Genomic DNA, 19,519 nt, shown 5'->3' with positions numbered 1-19,519 from the left:
CGCGCCCCGCGCTCCGGGCCCCGCCGTGCAGAGGTATGTCCGCATTACGTGCTTTAGCGTGTTCGCATGGCTGATCAGCACGGCGCCCACGGCCCGGACGGCACGCCCGCGCACGACGGGGCGGGCCCGCGGGGCGACGCGCCCGGTGACGGCACCGGAGCCGCGCACGGCGCCCACGGCAGGCCCCCGACCGCGGCGCAGCGCTGGCGCGCCTTCAAGGCGTCGCCGTTCCTCCCCGCCTGCGTCCTCCTCTTCATCCTCGCCGCGGCCGCCGGGCTCTTCGCCGGCTCGTACACCTACGCCATGGCCAACCCCACGCCGCGCCATGTGCCGATCGCGATCGTCGGGCGGGAGACCGCACCGGGCGGCGGGCCCTCGCGGGAGAAGGTCTTCGCGGACGGCATGGAGGAGGCGCTGAACGCCTCGCTGCGGCTCACCGCGTACCCGACGTATGCGCAGGCCAGGAAGGCGATCGAGGAGCAGCGGGAGTTCGCGGTGGTGCGGCCGCGCGAGGCTGGTGTGGAGCTGGACGTGGCGGGCGCCGCGGGCGCGTCGGTGGCGGAGCTGCTGGCCACGGCGGGGCCGCGGGTCGGCGAGGCGGTCGGGGTGCCGGTCCGCGTCCAGGACATCAAGCCGCTCCAGAAGGGCGACCCGCGGGGCCTGGCGCTCTTCTACATCTCGCTCGCCGCGGTGATCGTCGGCTTCGTCGGCGCGATCCAGCTCAGCGTGCACGCCCGCGCCCTCAACCCGGCCGAACGCATCGCCTTCACGATCGCCTACGCGCTGCTCGGCGGCTTCGTCATCGCCGCCGTCGTCGACTGGTGGCTGGGCGCGCTCCGCCTGCCGTTCGTGCACTCCTGGCTGATCCTGTCGTTCACGATGTTCACGACCGGGATGGTCTTCACGATGTTCAACACCTTGATGGGCCGTTGGGCGATGATCCCCACGTGGGGCGTGATGGTGCTGCTCGGCAACCCGTCCTCGGGCGGCGCGGTCTCCTGGCCGCTGCTGCCGTCGGTGCTCGGCCACATCGGCCAGTGGCTGCCCCCGGGCGCGTCGGTCAATGCCCAGCACACCGCGGTCTACTTCGCCGGCTCCCAGCACCTCTTCCCGTATCTGGTGCTGGCCGGCTGGTCGGTGGTGTCCTGCACGGTCTTCTGGGTGTGGCGCCACCGCCATCCGGGCGGCCGCGAGCCGGAGCAGCCCCCGGCGCACGCGGCGGAGTGAGCGGCGTACGCACACGAAGAAGGCCCCGATCCGAAGATCGGGGCCTTCTCCCAATGGGTGTGGCTGGGGCCGGGGTCGAACCGGCGACCTATCGCTTTTCAGGCGATCGCTCGTACCAACTGAGCTACCCAGCCGCAGCGGTCCTGACGGGATTTGAACCCGCGGCCTCCACCTTGACAGGGTGGCGAGCACTCCAAACTGCTCCACAGGACCTTGCATTGTGCGGAACGACGTGAATCATTCTTGCACACGGTGTTGCGTGCCCCCAACGGGATTCGAACCCGTGCTACCGCCTTGAAAGGGCGGCGTCCTGGGCCACTAGACGATGAGGGCTAATTGGCCCGCCTTGGCGTCGTTACCGGCGCCGTCGGGGACGTGAGAAGCATATGGGATGGGAGGACCGTTCGCCAAAACGGTTGTCCTGGCGCCGCCGCGACGACCTGCGCAGGGCGCCCGGCAACCTCCCGAGGGGCGTGCCGGGGGCGGCGCGATGCGGCGCCGGGGGCGGACAATGGGCCCGTGCTGGAAATGACGCGCGAGGAGTTCGAGGAACTGGTCGCCGAGGCGCTCGACCGGATCCCGCCGGAGCTGACCCGGCTGATGGACAACGTGGCGGTCTTCGTCGAGGACGAGCCGCCGTCCGACGACCCCGATCTGCTCGGGCTCTACGAGGGGACGCCGCTCACCGAGCGCGGTGAGTGGTACGCGGGCGTGCTGCCCGACCGGATCACCGTCTACCGCGGGCCGACGCTGCGGATGTGCGACACCCGGGAGGACGTCGTCGCCGAGACCGAGGTGACGGTGGTCCACGAGATCGCCCACCACTTCGGCATCGACGACGAGCGGCTGCACGCGCTCGGGTACGGCTGAGCCGCGGGGGCCGGGCGTGCGGGCGCGCCCGTGGGCGGCGGGCCTCGCCGGGTCGGTGCGCGGGCGCGCCCGGGATCGGGGCGGTCCGGCGCGTGTCCTCGGGCGGGGCGCGGGAGTTGGGCAGGGCGTCCCCCGCTCTTCCAGCCGGCCGCGCCGACGCCTGCCGCAGTCCGCGCCCCGGGCCCGGAGGTCCGCCCGTGCGACCGAACCCCGCGACGCCCGTGCTTTCGGCGGGCACCGCCCCGCCGCTCCCCGAGGCGCCCCGCGCCGCGCCAACACCCGCTCCCGGCACGGACGGTGGGCCCGTGCGCCGGGCCGTGGCGGCGGTGGCCGTCGCCGCGTCGCTGGCCGCCTCGCTCGCCGGGTGCGTGAGCGTCACCGGGCCCGGTCATGCGCCGCGGCCGGCCGGCGGCACCGCCTCGCGCAGCGGTGCGGACGACCGGGCGCCGCGGGCGCCGGGCGGGCTCACGGTCGACGGCAGCGGCTCGGGGCCGCACCGGATGGGCCGGCCCGCGGCCACCCCGGGTGAGCAGGGCATGAGCCGCACCGCGGTGCCCGGGGCGGGTCGCGCGGCGGGGCCGGGTGCCACCGCGCCGCCCGCGCCGTCCCGTACCGCCGGGGTGCCGCGGCGCGGGCCGGGCTCCCCGGTGGGGCCGCGGCCGTCGCCGTCGGGGCCGGTGGCCGGGCCCGCCACGTCCGCCGGGCCGACGCCGCCGGCCACGCCGGGCAGCCCCGTACCGCCGTCCGGCGAGGCCCGGACGCCGAGCGCCGGGGCGTCGGGGCCCACGCCGCAGGCGCCGGGGCCGCTGCCGGGTGTGCTGAGCTGAGGCGCGGCGCGGAGCCCGTCGTGGCACCGGGAGGGGCGGCGGCCATTTGCCTTACCGGGGTGGAGGTGCGTATGGTGGTAGATCGTTTGATCCCATTTGCCCGGCGCCAGAAAAGAAGCGCGCCGCGTGGCGCGTTCTCTCCCTTGCCGTGGCTGACCGCATTGAGGCGGTCTCTGTGAAACACACGGAGTTTGGGCGCGTGCCGAGACTCCGGAAGGTTTCGCATTTCGCATGTCCATTTCCACTGAACAGTCCGTCCTGCCCGCAGACGACGAGCAGGCCGTGACGGCGCTTCCCGCCGAGGGCGCCGAGCAGGCCGCCGAGGCCCCCGCCGAGCAGTCGCCCGAGGCCGTCGAGGCCGTCGAGGAGGCCGCCGCCGACGAGGAGCCGCAGATCACCTTCGCGGACCTCGGTCTCGACGAGAAGATCGTCCGCAAGCTGGCGCAGAACGGTGTCACCACGCCGTTCCCGATCCAGGCGGCGACCATCCCGGACGCCATCGCCGGGCGCGACATCCTCGGCCGCGGCCGTACCGGCTCCGGCAAGACCCTCTCCTTCGGTCTGCCGCTGCTGACCCGCCTGGCCGGCGGCCGCACCGAGAAGAAGCGCCCCCGCGGCGTCATCCTCACCCCCACCCGTGAGCTGGCCATGCAGGTCAGCGACGCGCTGCAGCCCTACGGCGACGTCCTCGGCCTGAAGCTGAAGGTCGTCTGCGGCGGTACGTCCATGGGCAACCAGATCTACGCGCTGGAGCGCGGCGTCGACATCCTCGTCGCCACCCCGGGCCGGCTGCGCGACATCATCAACCGCGGCGCCTGCTCGCTGGACGACGTCGAGGTCGCCGTCCTCGACGAGGCCGACCAGATGGCCGACCTGGGCTTCCTGCCCGAGGTCACCGAGCTGCTCGACCTGGTGCCGACCGGCGGCCAGCGCATGCTCTTCTCCGCCACGATGGAGAACGAGATCGGCACGCTGGTCAAGCGGTACCTGAACGACCCGGTCAGCCACGAGGTCGACAGCGCCCAGGGCAACGTCACGACCATGACCCACCACGTCCTCGTCGTGAAGCCGAAGGACAAGGCGCCGGTCACCGCCGCCATCGCCGCCCGCAAGGGCCGCACCATCATCTTCGTCCGCACCCAGCTCGGCGCCGACCGCGTCGCCGAGCAGCTGCGCGACGCCGGGGTGAAGGCCGACGCGCTGCACGGCGGCATGACGCAGGGCGCGCGCACCCGCACCCTGGCCGACTTCAAGGACGGCTACGTCAACTGCCTGGTCGCCACCGACGTCGCCGCGCGCGGCATCCACGTCGACGGCATCGACCTGGTCCTCAACGTCGACCCGGCCGGTGACCACAAGGACTACCTGCACCGTTCCGGCCGTACGGCGCGTGCGGGCCGCTCCGGCACCGTCGTGTCGCTGTCCCTGCCGCACCAGCGCCGGCAGATCTTCCGCCTGATGGAGGACGCGGGCGTCGACGCCTCGCGCCACATCGTCGGCGGCGCCGGTGCCTTCGACGACGACGTCGCCCGGATCACCGGCGCGCGGTCGCTCACCGAGGTCCAGGCCGAGTCGGCCGCGAACTCCGCCAAGCAGGCCGAGCGCGAGGTCCAGGAGCTGACCCGGGAGCTGGAGCGCGTCCAGCGCCGCGCCACCGAGCTGCGCGAGGACGCGGACCGGCTGACCGCCCGCGCCGCCCGTGAGCGCGGCGAGGACCCGGCCGAGGCGCTCGCCGCCGTCGCCGCGACCGTCGAGGCCGTGGCCGCCGAGGTGCCGGCCCAGGCCGAGTCCCCCGAGGAGCGCCGCCCCCAGCGTGACGAGCGCGGCAACTACGAGCGCCGCGACCGCCGCGACGAGCGTTCCGGTGGCCGTTCGTTCGACCGCCGCGACGACCGCTCGGGTGGCCGTTCGTTCGACCGTCGTGACGACCGTTCCGGCGGGCGTTCCTTCGACCGCCGCGACGAGCGTTCCGGTGGCCGTTCGTTCGACCGTCGTGACGACCGCTCCGGTGGCCGCTCTTTCGACCGTCGTGACGACCGCCGCGACGAGCGTTCCGGTGGCCGTTCGTTCGACCGCCGTGACGACCGCTCGGGCGGCCGTTCCTTCGACCGTCGTGACGACCGCCGCGATGACCGTTCCGGTGGCCGTTCGTTCGACCGCCGCGACGACCGTTCCGGCTTCGGCCGTGACCGCGACCGCGGTGACCGCCCCAGCCGTCCGTTCAACCGTGACGACCGCTCCGGTGGCCGTCCCTCCGGTGGCTACCGCTCCGGTGGCGGCGACCGTCCGTTCAACCGTGACGACCGCTCCGGTGGCCGTCCCTCCGGCGGCTTCCGCTCCGGTGGCGACCGTCCCTACGGCCGCCGTGACGACCACCGCGGCTCGGGTGCCGGCGCCGGTTCCTACGGCCGCCGCGACGACAAGCCGCGCTGGAAGCGCAACGGCTGACGGCAGCCGGCGTGACGCCGTGAACCGGCGCCGCTGAACCGCCCGCAGGGCCCGTACCGCACACAAGTGCCGTACGGGCCCTGTGCGTTGCGGCGCCGCTGCCGCCGCGGGCGCACCCGGGCGGGGCCGCCGCGGAGCGCTCCGTGCGGCAATGCCTTCGGGCCGCGGGAGGGTGTCGGGCTATGCTGCTCGGAGCGGGCCATTAGCTCAATTGGCAGAGCAGTGGACTTTTAATCCATTGGTTCAGGGTTCGAGCCCCTGATGGCCCACCGGATGCGGTGCGTTGCGGCGCCGCTGAACTGCGAGGAAGCGCCTCACCCGGGATGTACGGGGTGGGGCGCTCCGTCGTTTGGGGGGCGCGCCCGGTCGCGTGCGGATGCTCGGGCCGGCCGGTGCCTGCCGTGCGCTGTGTCAGGTGCGGGGCGGTGCCGTCCGTTCGGTGCGGGCGCGACGGCCGGTGACCCGTCCGGCCCCTCCGGGCTCGCCGTCCGGAGCCGGGGCGGCGAGCCTTGGGGGGCCGGAGGAGCGGCCGGGAGCACGGCCGGCCGCGGGCAGGCGAGCGGGAAGAGGCCGGTGCGGATGGCGCGAGGCGGGCGGGTCCGCTCGGCGGAACGGGAGCGGTGGGCGCGCCGGGCACAGATGTCGCCGCTCGGCCGCCGGCTGGCGCGGTGGCTGCCCGCCCTGCTCATCCTCGTCGGCATCGTCTTCGACGTCGTCACGCCCGACCGCTACACCGCCTCGCCGTTCTTCTCGGCGGCGCCGCTGGTCGCCGCGCCGCTCTACTCGCTGCGGAACACGGCGCTCTGCGCCCTCGCGGCGCTGTTCGGCGAATTGTGGTCGGCACTCGTCAACGACACCCAGGACGCCAACCTCTCCGCCACCGAGGTCTCCACCGTCTTCGTCGTCGCCCTCCTCGCCCTCGGCATCAACCGCGTCGTCCGCCTCTCCGATGCCCGGCTCGCCTCCGTACGCGATGTCTCCGAGGCGGCGCAGCGGGCGGTGCTGCCCACGCCGCCGGAGCGGATCGGGGGGCTGGCCGTCGCCGCCCGTTACGTGGGTGCGCAGGCCGACGCGCGGATCGGCGGGGACCTCTACGCGGTGCAGGAGACGCCGCACGGCGTCCGGCTGATCGTCGGTGACGTCCGGGGGAAGGGGCTGGAGGCGGTCGAGGCGGCGGTGATCGTCATCGGGGCGTTCCGGGAGGCGGCGGAGCAGGAGGCGACGCTGGAGGCGGTGGCCGGCCGGCTGGAGCGGGCGCTCCAGCGGGAGGGGCGGCGGCGCGAGGGCCTCGACCAGTACGAGGGGTTCACCACGGCGGTGCTCGCGGAGATCCCGTCCGGGGAGCGCGCCGTGCTGCGCGTCCTGAACCGGGGCCATCCGCCGCCGCTGCTGCTCAACCCGGACGGCGGGCTGCGGACGCTGGTGCCCGCGGTGCACGCGCTGCCGCTGGGGATGAGCGAGGTGGCCGGGTGGCCGGACCGGGCGGACGAGCTGTTCTTCCCCGCCGGTTCGGTCCTGCTGCTGTTCACGGACGGGCTGACGGAGGCGCGCAACCGGGCGGGGGAGTTCTACGACCCGGTGGCCCGGCTGCGCGGCCGGGTCTTCCCCGGCCCCGATCAGCTGCTGGACACGCTGGTCGCCGAGGTCGCCGTGCACACGGGCGGGGCGGGCGCGGACGACATGGCGCTGCTGGCGGTGCAGCGGCCGTTGGGGGAGTAGGCCCGGAGCGCGGGGCGCGCGGGGTGCCGGCGCGCGCCGGGCGTGCGAGGAGTCCCGGGGCCGCACCGGCGCGCGGGGCGCGTGAGTGGGCCCCGCGCGCCGGGTGCGGTCCCGGTGGCGGACCCCTACGCCACCCAGTGGAGGCTCTGGCCGTGCGCCCCCGTCAGCGCGACCGGGCGGTCGTCCAGCGCGAGGGTCAGCAGCCGCTCCCGGTGGTCCGGGGTGAGGCGGCCGGCGGCCGGTGCGGGCCGCCACGGGGTGACGGAGTGGTGTTCCTGGGAGATCCAGTGGCCGCCGCCCGGCCGCCCGGCGAGCAGCGCGCGCACCAGGTCGGCGAACCGCTCCCGGTGGGCGAGCGGCAGGTACGACAGCACGGACGTGTGGAAGACGACGAGCGTGGCGTGCTCGGGGACCCGCGCCGCCAGCGCGGGCAGCTCCTCGACCAGGTCGCCGCGGACGATCTCGGGCCGCGGCGCCGCCCGCACCGCGTCCACCGCCGCCGTCAGCCGCTGCGCGCGCTCCGGGGTGCCCGGCCACACCAGGGAGCGCAGCCAGCGCAGCGCCTCGGGGTCGTCCACCGGGTCGAGCGGGGCGAGGTCGATGCCGCCGCGCCACACGATCTCCGGCAGCCCCGCGGGCGCCGCCGCGTCCGCCGCGGCCACCCCCTCCTCCCGCCCGACGCGGCACCGGAGGGTGACCGGGCTGTCCGGGGCGCCGAGGGTGTACGCCTGCGGGGGCGCGGCCGGAGCGGGCGTCCCCGGGGCGGCGGTGTCCGGCTCGTACGCGTACCGGTAGCGGTCCGGGTGGAGGCAGAGGCCGGCCGAGGCGCCCACCTCCAGGAGGGCCAACGGGCCGCGGAGGCGGGCCAGGAGGGGCAGCAGGGTGGCGCAGCGGCCCGGTTCGTTGGTCTGGGTGGAGCGGCTCATGACGACCGCGCGGACCTCGGCCCAGTGCCGGATCGTCCACTCGCGCCAGCGGCCGTACGCCAGTTCGCCGCGCGGGCCCTGCTCGGCGTGCGGACCGTCGAGGTGGCGGACGGCCGCCAGCAGGAGGTTGGGCTGCTGCTTGTTACCCATCGGGAGGGATGCGGCGAGGAGTTCGCACAGCTCCGGGTCCTGCCCGATCCGTGCCGTCAACTCCTCGTGGGCCGCACACCGGCCCCGCGCCTCCCACCAGGAGAAGTCCCGGTAGCGCGCTGCCAGGGCCGATGCGTTGTTGGTGAAGTCGACGACCATGATCAGACGCTACTGCCCTCACGGAGCGTGAGGAATGCGCACCCCTCCGCATAACAAGTGATGCACAATCACGTACAGGCCGTTTCGTGAAAGGCGATCAACTCGCCCGGTTTGCACGGCTGTTGCCCCGAAAAGTCTTGGCCAATGACCGTAGTCGTACGGAGCGGATTCGCGGGATCGCTTGGAAATCGGCCGCGATCTCTATTACTGTCCGATAACGGAGCGCGGTCGTCCCAGCCGTCGCAGAGGCGGCACCGTGCCCCCACGCCGAATCCCGTACGCGCTCTTCAGGTATGCCGGACACCCAGGCACACCGGTGGTCACTTCCCGCGACGGCGCCCCCTTGTGCGCCGGTGCGCCGATATTTCGTGAACTGCCGTGACGTGTCCTGGATATGCCTCGGCAGGCCCGACCGGCGCGGAGGGAACCGGGGAACCACCTTCATGGGGTGAATCGGACGCCTCGGCCAGAGGCCGCCCGTAGGAGACCTTCCTGCTCCGAACCCGTCAGCTAACCCGGTAGGCGCGAAGGAAGGAAAGGAGTGCGCCTCCGTGGCGTCCAACAGGCTTGCCCCCGAAGCCCCGTCAGCCGACCACTTCCCCCAGGACCTGCCGGGTTCCCTGACCGATACGGCCACCTTCGCGCCGGGCGCGTTCGCCCCGGAGGGCCCCGGCCCCTACGGTGTCGCGGACGACGCGCCCGGTGAGTGGAACCCGACCGAGGAGTCCGTGCGGTCCGTCCGCGGCCGTCACCGCGTCGGCAAGCAGCGCGGCGCGCTGGCCCGCAGCGGCACGGTCCTCGGCGTCGGCGTGATCGCGGCGGTCGGCGCCGGCGGCATGGCGACCGCCGAGGACAAGCCGCCGGTCCCGATCTCCATGCCGGACATCGGCGCCCTCGCCACCGACGTCACCGGGGCGCTGCCGGACGCCGAATCGCTGCCCGGCATCGGGCCGCTGCTCGGCTCCTCCGACGAGGCGTCCGATGCGGCCACCGCGGCGGCGCCGCTGTCGTCCGCCGGGATCACCACCGAGGACGGCCGGGGCACGGACGCCGGGGAGGCGCTGCGCAGCCGCATCCTCCAGCAGGCCGACACCCAGCAGGAGGCCGGCGAGCGCGACGCCCGGGACGCCGCCGAACACACCGCCCTCGCCCAGGCGGAGAAGACCGCCACGACGGAGCAGAAGGCGGCGGTGGCCGACGCGAAGGCGGAGCGGGCCGAGGCCGCGCGCAAGGCGGCGGCGGCCAAGGCGAAGCGCGAGGCCGAGGCCCGCGCCAAGGCCGAGGCGGCGCGCCTGGCCGAGCTGGCCAAGAGCTATCTGCTGCCGGTCACCTCGTACACCCTCACCGCCAGCTTCGGCCAGGCCGGCGACCGTTGGGCCGCCGACCACACCGGCCAGGACTTCGCCGCCCCCACGGGCACGCCGGTCAAGGCCGTGCACTCCGGCACCATCACCCAGGCCGGCTGGGCCGGCTCGTACGGCTACCGCATCGTCCTCACCCTCGACGACGGTACGGAGCTGTGGTTCTGCCACCTCTCGTCGATGGTGAAGACCGGCGGCAAGGTCTCCACCGGCGAGGTCATCGGCCGCGTCGGCGCCACCGGGAACGTCACCGGCCCCCACCTCCACCTGGAGGTCCGCCCCGGTGGCGGCGGCCCCGTCGACCCGATGCCGTGGCTGCGGGCCCGGGGCCTGAACGTCTGAGGCCTGCCCTGAGGGGAGTCCGGGGCCCATGTCCGGGGCGCGAGTCCGGGGCGCGCGCAACCGCGCCGCGCGCCGGGCCGGGCCCCGGACCGCCGCCGTGCGCCGGGCCCCGGACCGCCCGTCCGGGGCGGGCAGCCGGCGCGCCCCGGGGGACGTATCGCGCCCGGATGCCGTAGCCGGGAAATGCCGCTGCCCCGCGCTGTGTTGAATAACTGCATGACCACCACACGTAATCCCCTCGGCTCGCTCTCCGTCTCCCCGCTCTGCCTCGGCGGCAACGTCTTCGGCTGGACCGCCGACGAGGCCGAGTCGTTCGCGGTGCTCGACGCGTACGTCGCCGGCGGCGGCAACTTCATCGACACCGCCGATGTCTACTCGGCCTGGGTTCCGGGCAACGAGGGCGGCGAGTCCGAGACCGTGATCGGCAACTGGCTCGCGGCCCGCGGCAACCGCGACGACGTCGTCATCGCCACCAAGGTCGGCGCCCTCCCCGGCCTCAAGGGCCTCTCCGCCGACACGATCAAGAAGGCCGTCGAGGGCTCGCTGCGCCGCCTGCGCACCGACCACATCGACCTCTACTACACCCACTACGACGACGAGTCGCTGGAGGTCGGCGAGTTCCTGACCGTCCTCGACGACCTCGTCCGGGCCGGCAAGGTCCGCGAGATCGCCGCCTCCAACATCTCGGCGGCGCGCCTGGAGGAGGCCCTGACCTTCTCCGCGCGCGAGAACCTCGCCCGCTACGTCGCCCTCCAGCCGGAGTACAACCTGGTCTCCCGCGACACCTACGAGGGCGAACTCGCCGATGTCGCCGCCCGCCACGGCGTGGCCGCCGTCCCGTACTACGGGCTCGCCTCCGGCTTCCTGACCGGCAAGTACCGCCCCGGCACGGACATCGACAGCGCCCGGTCCGGCAAGGCCGCAGCTCACCTCGCCACCGACCGCGGCATCCGCGTCCTCACCGCCCTCGACACCGTCGCCGCGGCCCACGGAGCGGAACCGGCCACCGTCGCCCTCGCCTGGCTCGCCGCCCGCCCCACGGTCACCGCCCCCATCGCCAGCGCCCGCACCACCGCCCAGCTCCCGGCCCTCCTCGGCATCCAGGACCTCCGGCTCGACGCCGAGGAACTGGCGCTGCTGGACGAGGTTTCGGCGTAGGGGAGAGGAGGCGGGGCTGCTCCGGTGCCGGGTGGTCGGGTGCCGGGTGCCGGAGCAGGCCTCCGGCACCCGGCATCGGCAGGGGCCACTGAGCCGCTGAGCCGCTGAGCCACCGAATGAGGGCCAGGGGACGGGGACCTACGGTTACCGGGCACGAACCACCGGGCGCGAACCACCGGACAGGAGCCACCCATGGATCAGAGGCCACCCATGGATCAGGAACCATCCATGGATCAGGGATCACCCGTAAATACGGATGAGGCTCTGGATACAGATGAGGTTCTGGATACGGATGAGGTTCGCGGGCCGGGGGCGGGGTTCGTGAGGGCGCCCGTCGCCGATGCCGAACCGCTTCCTTCCGCCGCGCGGCTGTCGGCCTACGCGGACGTGGGCGCGCGGCTGTCCCTGTTGAGCGACCGCAGGCTCGGTGATGCGGTGGCCGCCGCTCCGGCGCGCGGTTCGGGCATCGGCGGCCGACGGGCGGAGATGACGGTCGGGGGGCGGCCGGTCTTCGTCAAACGGGTCCCGCTGACCGACCTGGAACTACGCCCGGAACACCTCCGCTCGACCGCCAACCTCTTCGGCCTGCCCCTCTACTACCAGTACGGGGCGGGCTCGGCGGGCTTCGGCGCCTGGCGGGAGCTGGCCGCGCACCTCATGACCACCGCCTGGGTCCTGCGGAACGCGTACCCGGGCTTCCCGCTGCTGTACCACTGGCGCGTCCTGCCGGACCGGCCGCCGGGCGACTTCGCCGACGCGTTCGGCGGCATCGAGGGGGCCGTCGCCCACTGGGAGGGTTCCGCCGCGGTACGCCGCCGGCTGGAGGCCATCGGCGACTCCTCCTTCAGCCTGGTGCTCTTCCTGGAGTACCTGCCCCGGACGCTCGCGGACCGGCTCTGCGGGCTCCGGGACGGCGCCTGGGCGGAGCCCGGCGGCAGCGCGCCCTACCGCTGGGCGGAGGACGAACTGGTCCGCGGCACGGAGTTCATGAGCGCCCGCGGACTGGTCCACTTCGACACCCACTTCGCCAACCTGCTCACCGACGGCCACCAGGTCTACTTCACGGACTTCGGCCTCGCTCTGAGCCGCGACTTCGACCTCTCCCCCGAGGAGTCCGCCTTCCTCACCGACCACCTCGTGTACGACCGCTCCTACGCACCGTGGCACCTCCTCCGCCACCACCTCCCGGACCCCGTCCGCGGCGGTCTGGATCAGGAAGCCTTCCTCAAGGCATGGCTCACCGGCCGCCGCCCCGCCGGCCTCCCCTCCGAGATCGTCGGTCTCCTCGACCGCCATGCCCCGCACGCGGCGGTCCTGGACGCGTTCCACCACCGGTGGTTCGAACAGAGCAAACGGACGCGGTTCCCGGCGGGCGAGGTCGAGAGGGCGTTGGGGGTGCGGTGTGGCTGACGTGGGGTGAGAGGTGGAGCGGGGCAGGACGGGTGAGGGGGCGGCTGGCCTTCGGTCCGGACCGATCCCCGCCGCCGCCCGGCCACCCGGCCCGGACCCCAGGGAACGCCCACCGGCCGAGTCACCCGGCCCCGCCGCTCCTCGGCAGGATCACCCGCGCCGGTCCGCCACCGCCCACGACGCCAGCGCCATGCCGCCGGCAACCGCGAACACCGACGGCCACGCCCCGATCTTCTTCGCCAGCGGATGCGACCCGGCGAACGCCGCCACATACGCCCCGCCCAGCGCCGCCGCGGCCTTCCCGCCGGCCTTCTCCTGCCACCCCTTGGCCGCCACCGCCCCGGCAGCCGCCAACGCCACCCCACCAAGGGGCCGCTTCTTCGTCCACCGGGCCACGGCGTAACCACCCACGAGACCGGTCGCGGCCACTGCTGCTGTCGGAATGCCTGCCATCGCCATCACTTATGCCTCTCGCTTACGGGTTTGCTAAACCGTCTCGCTGCTGGACCTTACGCCCGTACCGCTGGACCCAGAGGAGATGCCCGGCGCGCTACGACATCCGGGGAGAGCACTGCTCGCTTCCTCGGCTCAAATCCGTTCAGTATGGCGGGGGTTGTGCCGCACCAGCGAGCAACGGGAACCGCTGAGTTGGCGATCTTCAGGGAGTCAGCACGCGCGAAGATGTGGCGCTGCGCACATCGCTTGCAGATGCGTGCCATTCCTTCGACGGGTTGGCAAGATCGACCCATGGCGAAGGAGAAAACGGCACCCATTCGTTTTGGCACCCCAGATGAGGTATTCGAGGGGCAGTGGTTCAAGGGGCACGCGGAACTATACGAAGCTGGGGTGCATCGCGCCTTTGGTAGGGGAATCGCAGGCACCGCCTTGGGTGGCGTAGATTCTATCGTCCTCTCTGGTGGGTATGTTGATGATGTCTATGGCGAAGAAGAGATCGTCTATACGGGGGAAGGGTGTCGCGATAGAGAAACTGGACGTCTCTACGCGGACCAGAGCATGGAAAGCCCCGGTAATGCTGGACTCCTGCTCAACGAGGCGCGCGGAAACTCCGTCCGCGTCGTTCGTGGCCTGGATATCAGAGGAGGAAAGCGGCGCAGGGCGATGGGGGGATATGAGTATTGCGGCTTGTTCCGGGTGGCTGACCACTGGATGACCGTCGGGAAAGAGGGTTTTCTCGTCTGTCAGTTCAAGTTGATGAAGCTGGCGCCGGGGGAAACGCCCAAGGCGAAGCCGATAGCGCCTCCGCAGGTCGAAGACACTTCTGTCGAGGAGCAGGTGCGCCGCACTGTGGAGTATCAGCGGCTGGTGCGGAATTCTAAGGTGGTGCGCACCGTCAAGGAAATGTACGGAAATTCCTGCCAAATATGCGAGACTCGCCTACAGGTCTCCCCTGGAGGTGAGGCATATAGCGAGGCTGCACATATTCGAGCGCTAGGTAAGCCGCATAATGGCCCGGATGTTCTGGAAAATGTGCTCTGCCTGTGCGCTAACTGCCATGCCTTGTTTGATCGGGGTGCGCTTCAGCTATCTGATGACCTTGACGTGCTCGACGGGCTGAACCGGACGATCAAGGGCAAGCTGAAAAAGGTTCGAGAGCACAAAATAAAGGTTGATTTTGTGCGCCACCATCGGCAGCGTTGGGATGATCGCTTCAGTACGCCGATTGACCGCTAAAGCTGGCGCGCGAAGGTGAGGGGACCCCGGGAAGCCCCTCACCTCAGCACTCGCGCGATGGCGGGGCGCCGCCCCTACTCCCCCCGCCGGAACATCAGGTCGTGCACCACATGTCCCTTGTCCAGGCCCTGGCCCTCGAACTTGGTGAGGGGGCGGAAGTCCGGGCGGGGGGCGTAGTCGGGGTAGATGTTGTGGAGGGTGGGTTCGGCGGTGAGGACGTCGAGCATCTGCTCGGCGTAGGGCTCCCAGTCGGTGGCGCAGTGGACGAGGGCGCCCGGGGCGAGGCGGGTGGTGGCCAGGCTGATGAAGTCCGGCTGGATGAGGCGGCGCTTGTGGTGGCGCTTCTTCGGCCAGGGGTCGGGGAAGAAGACGCGCAGGCCGGCCAGGGAGCCGGGGGCGAGCATCTCGCGCAGCAGGATGATCGCGTCGCCGTTGACCACGCGGATGTTGGTCAGGCCGTTCCGTTCGGCGAGGGCGAGGAGGTTGCCCTGGCCCGGGGTGTGGACGTCGCAGGCGAGGATGCCGGTGTCCGGGTCGGCCGCGGCCATCTGCGCGGTGGCCTCGCCCATGCCGAAGCCGATCTCCAGGACGACCGGGCGGCCGTCGAAGAACGTGTCGAGGTCGATACGGGAGAGCCCGTCGATGTCCCGTCCCCACACCGGCCACAGGCGTCGCAGCGCGGCGGCCTGGCTCGGCGAGACGCGGCTGCGGCGGGGCTGGAAGGAACGGATCCGGCGCTCGTGGTGGTCACCGGCCGGATCGGCGGCGGGCCCGCTCCCGTCGGGGAACATCGGACCGTCGCGGCGGATCCGCGTCGCACCGGACGCCTCTACGCCACCGGGCTCCGGGGCGCCGCCGCTCGCCTTGCCGCTGTTCACGGTGCCGTCGGCCGGGACGGATTCCGCCCGGGACGGGGCGGCGCCCTCCGGGACGCTGGTTTCCTGGCTGCCGGACTCGGGGGTGCGGGGATTCTCGGACACAGTGCGGAGATTCTACGGGCCACGAGCGGCCGGACGCGTCCCTGATCGGTCGGTGCTCGGCTGCTCACGGGCTGCTCACGGGCTGCTCATGGACTGCTCATGGACTGCTCCGTCCGGCCTTGTGGTCCTCGGGTTGACAGTGCCGAGTCGCCTCGACGGGGCCGTGGCCGGGGCCGGGAGCGGGACTGGGGCCGGGGCCGGGGCCGACCGGCGGGAGCCGGCCGTTCTGCCTCCGGGCCGATCGCCCGCGCCTCCTCGCCCGGCTCAGCCGCCCCCAGCGCTCGCCCCCCAGCGCTCGCCGCCCGGCACCCGCCGTGCCCAGGACCAACCGGCCAACTCCAGTCAGCCAGGACCAACCGGTCGACGCTGCCCAGGCCCGGCCACACAACCGAAACACGCCTCCCCCACACCCTCTACACAGCCTTCCCGCACCTCTCCATCCCGCGTATCTCCCCGCGTATCTCCGCGCAGCCACCGGGCTCAGGGGGCGGTTGGCGCGCTGTGCAGTGGGCTGCATACGATGCGTGGCCGCCACACGAACAAACCAGGGGGTCGGTCGGAATGACGCAGGAGCAGGGGAACGGGGCTCATCCGCAGGGAGAGCCACCGGGCTCCGGGTCGGCCCGGCCCGCCGATGCGGTTCAGGGGCCGGGGCAGGAGGGCGCCGCCCCGGGCACGTCCGCACCGGGCGCCGCCCCGGAAGGCACGCCGGGCACCCCGCCCGCAGCCACACCGGCCCCGGGCGCCGCACCGGCCCCGGGCACCCCCGAGGCTCCGCCCGCCCCGGGCGCCGCCACGCCGCCCGCCCCCGCGCGCCCCGCCGGGACGATGAAGCTCGCCGCCGTCCAGCCGCCCGCGGCTCCGCAACAGGCCCCGGACCAGCAGGCCCCGGCTCACCCCGCCGGAACCATGCAGCTCTCCATGGCCAAGGACCCCGGCCGGTCCGCGCCCGGTGCCCCGTCGGCGCCGCAGGGACAGCCCGGCGCCCCGCAGCCCCCCGCCCCCCAGGGCCCCCCGGGGACACAGTCGCCCCCGGGACCGTACGGCGCACCGCAGGCTGCCCAGCCGGGCCAGCCGGGCCAGCCGGGCCCTGGTCCGCAGCCCGGTGCCCCGGGACCGTACGCCCCCGGCCAGGGCGTACCTGGTCAGGGCATACCCGGCCAGGGCGTACCGGGTCAGCCCGCCCCCGGTGCGTACGGTCAGCAGTCCGGGGCGCCGGGGATGTACCCGCCGCCCGGTGGCCCGATGGCTCCCGGTCCGGGCGGTGCGGGCTATCCGCCGCCCGGGGGGCCGCAGGGGTTCGGGCAGATGCCGCCCGGTGGCGGGCCGTTCGGGCAGGGGCCCGGTGGGATACCGGGGGCGCCGGTGCCGCCGGGTGGGCAGCGGCGCGGGGTGCCGGTGGCCGCGATTGTCGCGATCGTGCTCGTCGTCCTGCTGGCCCTCGGCACCGGCGGCTACTTCCTGCTGGCCGGCGGCTCCGACGACGAAGCGGAGCAGAAGCCGCCGCTCTCCATGGCGCAGCTGTGGAACACCGACCTGAAGAAGAGCGACAACCCGCCCGACGACGACGCCGGTATGCGGTCGGTCTGGATGACCGACGGCGCCGTCGTCTACGGCGACAAGGACGGCGTCCGCGCCTACAACGACCAGACCGGCAAGCAGGAATGGGAGCTGGAGGCCCCGAAGGGCGCCGGCCAGGTCTGTGCGCTGCCCACGGAGCCGAACCGCGATGGCGTCGGCGCCGCGGTCTTCGACTCGGGCGGCGGCGACTGCTCGTTCCTCTCCGTCTTCGACACCAAGTCCGGCCACACCCTCTGGGTCCGTAACCTCAAGGGCCGCGAGGCGGAGCACCACCCGCTCGTCGGTATCAGCAACGAGCAGGTCGTCGTCGCCATCGGCAACAGCTACTCCGGCTACGACATCTCCGGCGGCGCCGGCAAGTGGAGCCTCAAGTGGCCCGCCGGTGACTGCACCGCGACGTTCGGGATGAGCAACGAGTACCTGGCGCGGGTCAGCGACTGCTCGAAGGCCAAGCCGCACCGGACGCTGCTGGTCCAGGAGCACGAACTGGACAGCTTCAACGCGTTCGTCCCCAACGAGAAGCTGGAGGTCCGGCGCATCGTCTCCGACAGCCCGCTGGTCCTCCTGATGGGCGAGGACAGCTCCGACGGCAAGCGGGAGCTGCGGACGTTCGACACGGAGGGCAAGCCGAAGCCGGACAAGTCCATCCCGCTGACCGGCGACCTGGAAGAGCTGGACCTCGACGCCCGGTCCACCATGGTCGACGAGGAGTCCAAGGTCCTGGTGACGACGTACGGCAACCGCTCGGGCATGACCGCCGTCGACCTGAAGACCGGCAAGCGTCTGTGGAAGCGGTCCGGGGCGGCGGCCGTGGCGCTCGAAGAAGGGAACGTCATCGCGGTCGGCGTCTCCCACGGCAGCCCCTCGCACCCCGCCACGCAGGACCCCGAACTGATCTCGGTGGGGCTGCGGGACGCCAAGACGAAGCTCCTGGGCACGCTCCTGACCGCGGGACACGACCTGCCGACCGGGCCGAACATGTCGCTGGCGTGGAACGGCAACGAACGGGTGCTGTACGTCGAGGGGGAATCGGTGTCGACCTTCCGGCCGTTCCTCCGCGCCTACAAGGCGTCGAACGCCTCCCCCGTCCCCATCCCCGCCGACTGACCACCTCCCGCCGGGCGGCCCGCCGTCCGTGAGCACCGCGTGGGCGGTGCGGGCCACGCGCCCGCACCGCCCACGCGTGCGTTCAGCGCCGGTCCAGCAGCGCCGTCACCCGCTCCGCGATCTCCCGGCCGATGGGCAGCGACGCCGTGGCCGCCGGGGACGGGGCGTTGAGGACGTGGACGATGCCGGGGGAGTCGGCGAAGAGGAAGTCGTCGACGAGGGTGCCGTCGGGGAGGACGGCCTGGGCGCGGACGCCGGCGGGCGCCGGGCGCAGGTCGGCCTCGGTGACGGCGGGCAGCAGTCGCCGCACGGCGGTGGTGAAGGCGCGGCGGGAGAGCGAGCGGTGCAGCTCGCCCGCGCCGTACCGCCAGTGGCGGCGGGCTATCCGCCACGAGCCGCGGTAGGCGAGGGTGCCGGCCAGCTCGGCGGGGCGCAGGGTGCGCCAGTCGTAGCCCTCGCGGGCCAGGGCCGGGACGGCGTTCGGGCCGAGGTGGACGGCGCCGTCGATGCCGCGGGTCAGATGGACGCCGAGGAACGGGAACGCCGGGTCGGGGACGGGATAGACCAGGCCGCGGACCAGCCCGGAGCGCTCCGGCGCGAGGAGGTGGTACTCGCCGCGGAACGGGACGATCCGCATGCCCGGATCGTCACCGGCCAGCCGCGCGATGCGGTCGCTGTGCAGACCGGCGCAGTTGACCAGGGCGCGGGCGCGGTGGACCGTGCCGTCCGCCGTGGCGACGGCGACCCGGCCCGGGCGGCGCCCGATCCGCGTCACCTCGGCGCCGTACACGAGCGACGCCCCGGCCTCCTGGGCGAGGCGGCCGAAGGTGCGGGCGACGGCGCCGAAGTCGCAGATGCCGGTGGTGCCGACGTGGATGGCGGCGAGGCCGCGGACCGCCGGCTCGTGGTCGGTGATCTGGGCCGGGCCCAGCTCGCGTACGGGCAGGCCGTGCTCGCGTCCGCGCTGGATGAGGGCGTGCAGCCGGGGCAGCTCGGCGCGGTCGGTGGCGACGATCAGCTTGCCGGTGACCTCGTGCGCGATGCTGTGCTCGGCGCAGAATTCCACCATCTCGGCCGAGCCCCGGAGGGCGTAGCGGGCCTTGAGGGAGCCGGGCGGGTAGTAGATGCCGCTGTGGATCACGCCGCTGTTGCGGCCGGTCTGGTGCCGGGCCGGGCCGGACTCCTTCTCCAGAACCGTCACGCGCAGCCCCGGTACGGCGCGGGTGAGGGCATGGGCCGTCGAGAGTCCGACGATGCCCGCACCGATCACCAGCACGTCGCAGTCGTGCGCCGCCACTGCACCTCCCCAACCGCGAGAACGCGGGATGCGCCCCCGACGCGGACCACCCCTGACCGCGGCCCGCTCGCCGTCGCCCGACGACCTACCCCATCATGACGCGAGGTACTGACAACACCGCGCGACCAGGGCGGGAATCCCCGCAGAGCCCGCGAAACGGCAGCGGAAGCGGGCAACTCCGGCGCAAGCGGCCGAGGAGCGGGGGCCGGGACCGGGGCCGGGCCGGACGCCGCCCGGCGGGCTGCGCGGCGCGGTCCCGGCCCCC

Annotated in this window: 14 protein-coding genes, 4 tRNA genes and 1 riboswitch; of the genes, 10 read left to right on the top strand and 8 right to left on the bottom strand. The window is 73.3% G+C overall.

Going from position 1 to position 19,519, the window contains the following annotated elements:
* Positions 1–66 precede the first annotated feature (66 nt).
* Positions 67–1,227: an ABC-2 transporter permease gene (locus tag ABT345_RS14735; protein ID WP_345088687.1), complete on the top strand. Its 1,161-nt coding sequence runs from the start codon at positions 67–69 to the stop codon at positions 1,225–1,227.
* A gap of 60 nt (positions 1,228–1,287) precedes the next feature.
* Here the strand turns inward: ABT345_RS14735 and ABT345_RS14730 are convergent.
* The 3 genes from ABT345_RS14730 to ABT345_RS14720 all read right to left on the bottom strand — a co-directional run bounded on the left by ABT345_RS14730 (position 1,288) and on the right by ABT345_RS14720 (position 1,560).
* Positions 1,288–1,361: transfer RNA gene (locus ABT345_RS14730), tRNA-Phe, on the bottom strand.
* Between the two features lie 4 nt (positions 1,362–1,365).
* Positions 1,366–1,440: transfer RNA gene (locus tag ABT345_RS14725), tRNA-Asp, on the bottom strand.
* Between the two features lie 47 nt (positions 1,441–1,487).
* Positions 1,488–1,560, bottom strand: a tRNA-Glu gene (locus ABT345_RS14720).
* Positions 1,561–1,746: 186 nt separating this feature from the next.
* Here ABT345_RS14720 and ABT345_RS14715 point away from each other — a divergent pair.
* Positions 1,747–2,097, top strand: coding sequence for a metallopeptidase family protein (locus ABT345_RS14715; protein ID WP_345088685.1), 351 nt, complete (start codon positions 1,747–1,749; stop codon positions 2,095–2,097).
* Between the two features lie 388 nt (positions 2,098–2,485).
* Here the strand turns inward: ABT345_RS14715 and ABT345_RS14710 are convergent, their stop codons facing one another.
* The gene (locus ABT345_RS14710) at positions 2,486–2,884 is read right to left on the bottom strand and encodes a hypothetical protein (protein ID WP_345088682.1); all 399 of its coding nucleotides are present in this window, start codon (positions 2,882–2,884) and stop codon (positions 2,486–2,488) included.
* A 271-nt stretch (positions 2,885–3,155) separates the two neighbouring features.
* On the opposite strand from ABT345_RS14710, the gene ABT345_RS14705 reads away from it, so the two are divergent.
* The 3 genes from ABT345_RS14705 to ABT345_RS14695 all read left to right on the top strand — a co-directional run bounded on the left by ABT345_RS14705 (position 3,156) and on the right by ABT345_RS14695 (position 7,091).
* A complete protein-coding gene (locus ABT345_RS14705; RefSeq protein ID WP_345088680.1) occupies positions 3,156–5,372 on the top strand; it encodes a DEAD/DEAH box helicase in 2,217 nt (738 codons plus the stop codon).
* Between the two features lie 196 nt (positions 5,373–5,568).
* Positions 5,569–5,641 (top strand) — tRNA-Lys (locus tag ABT345_RS14700).
* A 310-nt stretch (positions 5,642–5,951) separates the two neighbouring features.
* Positions 5,952–7,091 (top strand): PP2C family protein-serine/threonine phosphatase, encoded by a 1,140-nt coding sequence (locus ABT345_RS14695; protein ID WP_386460274.1) that lies wholly within the window; start codon positions 5,952–5,954, stop codon positions 7,089–7,091.
* A gap of 125 nt (positions 7,092–7,216) precedes the next feature.
* Here the strand turns inward: ABT345_RS14695 and ABT345_RS14690 are convergent, their stop codons facing one another.
* Positions 7,217–8,326, bottom strand: coding sequence for a DUF2332 domain-containing protein (locus ABT345_RS14690; protein ID WP_345088678.1), 1,110 nt, complete (start codon positions 8,324–8,326; stop codon positions 7,217–7,219).
* Positions 8,327–8,711: 385 nt separating this feature from the next.
* Positions 8,712–8,865: riboswitch (cyclic di-AMP (ydaO/yuaA leader) on the top strand.
* 12 nt (positions 8,866–8,877) lie between these two features.
* Here ABT345_RS14690 and ABT345_RS14685 point away from each other — a divergent pair.
* The 3 genes from ABT345_RS14685 to ABT345_RS14675 all read left to right on the top strand — a co-directional run bounded on the left by ABT345_RS14685 (position 8,878) and on the right by ABT345_RS14675 (position 12,597).
* Positions 8,878–10,029 (top strand): M23 family metallopeptidase, encoded by a 1,152-nt coding sequence (locus tag ABT345_RS14685; RefSeq protein WP_345088676.1) that lies wholly within the window; start codon positions 8,878–8,880, stop codon positions 10,027–10,029.
* Between the two features lie 216 nt (positions 10,030–10,245).
* Complete coding sequence (locus tag ABT345_RS14680) at positions 10,246–11,187, top strand: aldo/keto reductase (protein WP_345088674.1); 942 nt, start codon at positions 10,246–10,248, stop codon at positions 11,185–11,187.
* 321 nt (positions 11,188–11,508) lie between these two features.
* The gene (locus ABT345_RS14675) at positions 11,509–12,597 is read left to right on the top strand and encodes a protein kinase family protein (RefSeq protein ID WP_345088672.1); all 1,089 of its coding nucleotides are present in this window, start codon (positions 11,509–11,511) and stop codon (positions 12,595–12,597) included.
* Positions 12,598–12,747: 150 nt separating this feature from the next.
* Here the strand turns inward: ABT345_RS14675 and ABT345_RS14670 are convergent, their stop codons facing one another.
* On the bottom strand, positions 12,748–13,050 hold the full coding sequence (locus tag ABT345_RS14670) for a hypothetical protein (protein WP_030284274.1): 303 nt from the start codon (positions 13,048–13,050) through the stop codon (positions 12,748–12,750).
* 294 nt (positions 13,051–13,344) lie between these two features.
* Between ABT345_RS14670 and ABT345_RS14665 the strand changes: the two genes are divergently transcribed.
* Entirely contained in the window at positions 13,345–14,289 is a 945-nt protein-coding gene (locus ABT345_RS14665; RefSeq protein WP_345088668.1) for a YDG/SRA domain-containing protein, read from the top strand.
* Positions 14,290–14,363: 74 nt separating this feature from the next.
* Here the strand turns inward: ABT345_RS14665 and trmB are convergent, their stop codons facing one another.
* Positions 14,364–15,269, bottom strand: a complete 906-nt coding sequence (gene trmB, locus ABT345_RS14660; protein ID WP_386460280.1) for a tRNA (guanosine(46)-N7)-methyltransferase TrmB — start codon at positions 15,267–15,269, stop codon at positions 14,364–14,366.
* A 1,398-nt stretch (positions 15,270–16,667) separates the two neighbouring features.
* On the opposite strand from trmB, the gene ABT345_RS14655 reads away from it, so the two are divergent.
* On the top strand, positions 16,668–17,957 hold the full coding sequence (locus ABT345_RS14655; RefSeq protein WP_345088666.1) for an outer membrane protein assembly factor BamB family protein: 1,290 nt from the start codon (positions 16,668–16,670) through the stop codon (positions 17,955–17,957).
* Positions 17,958–18,039: 82 nt separating this feature from the next.
* Here the strand turns inward: ABT345_RS14655 and lhgD are convergent, their stop codons facing one another.
* Entirely contained in the window at positions 18,040–19,254 is a 1,215-nt protein-coding gene (gene lhgD / locus ABT345_RS14650; RefSeq protein WP_345088664.1) for an L-2-hydroxyglutarate dehydrogenase, read from the bottom strand.
* Between the last annotated feature and the right edge of the window lie 265 nt (positions 19,255–19,519).

This window comes from Streptomyces sp. NPDC000404 (assembly GCF_040300365.1).
Classification (GTDB): Bacteria; Actinomycetota; Actinomycetes; order Streptomycetales; family Streptomycetaceae; genus Streptomyces; species Streptomyces ramulosus.
This window is presented reverse-complemented; position numbering and strand designations above follow the sequence as displayed.